Genomic DNA, 3,306 nt, shown 5'->3' with positions numbered 1-3,306 from the left:
GTGAAGGGGCCAGTCGCGTGGGGTTGAGCGGTCCTTTCAATGGTGGGTGGGGTGGCTGGTCGGGTGAGTGGGCTGTGGTGGGCGATGAAGGGGCCAGTCGCGCGGGATTGAGCGGTCCTTTCAATGGTGGGCGGGGTGGCCGGTGAGGGTGAGTGGGCTGTGGTGGTCGGTGGAGGGGTCGGTCGTGTGGGGTTGAGCGGTCCTTTCAATGGGTGTGGGGCCGGGCGGATCGGGACGGGGATGTGCCTCGCCCGCGGTGCGCGGGTTCGGCGGGGGCGTGCCACTGCTGGGTGGCGTGCGGGTCAGCCGGGGCGCGGAGTGCGGCGAGGGCCTGCCCTTGCCCGAGAGCGGTGTGCGCCGCCGTGTGGGCGGACGCTCTAGTCCCGCCCCTGCCAGGACGTGCGCAGGCTCGACAACACGTACCGCCAGCCGGCGTCGTGCACCGCTTCGGAGATCTCCGCCCCGGTGAGTCCCATCCGGGGCAACCCACCCCCACCGTCCACAACAGACAATAGTTGACCGGAGCAGCGGGAGGGGTGGGAGGCCGCTGCTCCGGCCGGTTATCTCAGCTCGCGGCGACCGGCGCGGCCGAGAATCTTCTGTTGTGACCCCTTCACCATCGCCGATCACGCAAGCTCCGAACAGGGTCCAATGGCCCTGTTTGCGAACCGCGGATGTCCCGCCGCCGGGTGGCGTACACCGCCGCTTCCGTGCGCCGTTCGAAGCCCAGCTTGTGCAGCACCGAGGACACGTAGTTCTTGGCCGTCTTCTCGGCCAGGTGCAGCTGCTCCCCGATCTGCCGGTTGGTCAGACCATCCGCGATCAGCCGCAGCACCCGCCGTTCCTGCGGGCTGAGCTGCGCATACCCGGGTTCGTCCGCGCCGCGCATCCGCTCCAGCACCCGGGCGGTCAGCTCCGGGCGCAGCAACGACTGGCCCGCCGCCAGCCGCCGCACCGCGTCCACCAGGTTCATGCCGGACACCTGCTTGAGCAGGTACCCCGCGGCCCCGGCCAGTATCGCCCCGGACAGGGCCTCGTCGTCGGAGTACGAGGTAAGCATCAGGCACGCCGGCGCCGGCTCCACGGAAGACCGGATCTCGCGGCACACGCCGATCCCCTCGCCGTCCGGCAGGCGCACGTCGAGGATCGCCACATCCGGTGTCAGGGCGGGGATCCGGTGCAGCGCGTCGGCGACGGGGCCGGCCTCGCCGACCACCCGGATGTCGCCTTCGGACTCCAGCACCGTCCGCAACCCGGTCCGCACCAGTTCGTGGTCGTCGAGCAGGAACACCGAGATCGTCATCGCACCCCTCCCGCGCCGTTCAGGTCGGCCGTCCACACGAGTGTCGTCCCGCGTTCGCCGCCGCGCCCGACGGAACAGCGGCCCCGCCACCGCGCCGCGCGCTCGCCCAGGTTGACCAGCCCGCTGCGCCGTCCCGGCTCGTCCGGGATGCCGACACCGTCGTCGGCGACCGTCAGCGTCAGTGACCGGCCCGCCCCGTCCACCGCCACCTCGACCGACACCGCACGGGCCCGGGCGTGCCGGGCGACGTTCGACAACGCCTCCCGCACCGTCGCCGCCAGATCCGCCCGCACCGGCGGCGGCACGGCGGTGTCCACCGGCCCGGTGAACCCCACGCGGGGCGTGAAACCCAGCGCGGGCGTGCAGTCCTGCGCCACCCGCAGCAGCTCCGCACGCAGCCCCTCGCCGGTCTCCTCCGGCTGGGTGAGGGAGAAGATGCTGTTGCGGATCTCCCGGATCGTGCGGTCCAGCTCGTGCACGAAACCGGTCAGCCGGTCCGCGACCTCGGGCTGCGTGACCAGCGGCCGCAGCCCCTCCAGCCCCAGGCCCGTGGCGAACAGCCGCTGGATGACCAGGTCGTGCAGGTCGCGGGCGATGCGGTCGCGTTCGGTGAACACGGCCAGCCGCTGCCGGTCCTCCTCGGCGCGGGCGAACTCCATGGCCAGGGCGGCGTGACCGGCGAACGTGCGGGCCAGGCCGACCTCGTCGTCGGTGAAGGGCGCGGCGTCGCCGAACTTGGCGACCAGCAGCACGCCGAGGGTCTCGCCACCGACGATCAGCGGCACGGCGACCGCCGAGTCCAGCTCGGTGACCTGCTCGGGCATCTGGATGTTGACCTTGGCCTGCTCCTTGGCGACGTAGCGGCCGTAGTCGCGCACCACGACGGCCTCCCCGGTGCGGAACGCCTCGCCGCTCGCGGTGCCCTCGACCGGAACCGTCAGGCCGGTCAGGCCCGGCGGGGCGTGCTCACCGGCGGCGACCACCTCGAACACCAGGGTGCCGGGGTCGTCCTCGCGCGGGACGGCGACCGCGGCGGCGGTGGCACCGGCGACGACCCGGGCGTGCTCGGCGATCAGGCGCAGCGTGCGCTGCGGGTTCTCGCCCGTCAGCAGGGCGGCGGTGACCTCGTGCGAGGCCTCCAGCCAGCGCTCGCGGCTGCGGGTCCGCTCGTAGAGGGTGGCGTTGTCGATGGCCATCCCGGCCGCGGCGACCAGCGTGACGACGGCTTCCCGGTCGGCGCCGGTGAAGCCGCCCTCCTTGCGCAGCCGCAGCTCGCCGAACCGGCCGCCGCGGGCGTGCAGCGGCATGGTCAGCGACGCGCCGGGCGCGGCCGGATCGCCGGACCGCACGGGGGCGGCGTCCGGCACCTGGATGACCGCGTGCGCGGCGCCGGTGAGGTCGCGCGCGCTGGTGACGATCTTGGTCAGGATCTCGGGCAGGCTGAGGTCCGCCGCGACCCCGACGACGGCCTCGACAAGTCCGCGTGCGCCCGGTCCGATCACCACTGCCCTTCCAGCAGCTCTACCCCGCGAGCCGCCGTCCCGAGACTACTTCCAGCGGGATCCGGATCCAACGGTCATCGGCGGTGCTCGCCGGCCACGCGCGGGCGCGCTCACGGGTGGCCCGTGCCCGGCCGAGCACCGTCACCCACCAGCCGGACTCCAGGTGCGGGTCGAACGCGTCGGCCTCGAACGCGACCACGCCGTCGTGCGCGGCGGCGAACAACGGGCTAGCGGCCGGGGCGCCGAAGCCGACGGCGTCGTCGGCCAGCACGAACCGCACCGGCTGGACGGCGGGCAGGCCGCGCGTGGTGAAGACGACGCGCCCGATCCCGGCGGCGGCGAGCAGCTCCAGGCACTGCTCCCGCCCCAGCACTTCCAGTCCGAACGGATCGAGCATCGAAGCGACCGATCTCTCGCGCGCGGGGAACGTCACGGCCCCACGATCACCCCGGCCGGCTGGGGCCGGTAGGGCCATTGGGCCCGGGAGGGTGTGGCCGCTGG

General features: G+C 73.4%; 3 protein-coding genes. All 3 read right to left on the bottom strand.

Features of this window, described 5'->3' with window-relative positions:
• Positions 1-613: 613 nt before the first annotated feature.
• Genes D0D28_RS35205 through D0D28_RS35195 form a run of 3 tightly spaced genes read right to left on the bottom strand, consistent with a single transcriptional unit; the run spans position 614 to position 3,238 of the window.
• Positions 614-1,303: a response regulator gene (locus tag D0D28_RS35205; protein WP_116115521.1), complete on the bottom strand. Its 690-nt coding sequence runs from the start codon at positions 1,301-1,303 to the stop codon at positions 614-616.
• Positions 1,300-2,805 (bottom strand): GAF domain-containing sensor histidine kinase, encoded by a 1,506-nt coding sequence (locus tag D0D28_RS35200; protein ID WP_240323475.1) that lies wholly within the window; start codon positions 2,803-2,805, stop codon positions 1,300-1,302. Before D0D28_RS35200 ends, D0D28_RS35205 begins: the two co-directional genes overlap by 4 nt.
• Before the next feature lie 19 nt (positions 2,806-2,824).
• On the bottom strand, positions 2,825-3,238 hold the full coding sequence (locus D0D28_RS35195; protein ID WP_233157309.1) for a pyridoxamine 5'-phosphate oxidase family protein: 414 nt from the start codon (positions 3,236-3,238) through the stop codon (positions 2,825-2,827).
• Positions 3,239-3,306 lie beyond the last annotated feature (68 nt).

The sequence above is a fragment of the Amycolatopsis ruanii genome (assembly GCF_003385175.1).
Lineage (GTDB): Bacteria > Actinomycetota > Actinomycetes > Mycobacteriales > Pseudonocardiaceae > Amycolatopsis_E > Amycolatopsis_E thermalba.
Note: the sequence above shows the minus strand (reverse complement) of the source record. Positions and strands in the feature narration are given on the sequence as shown.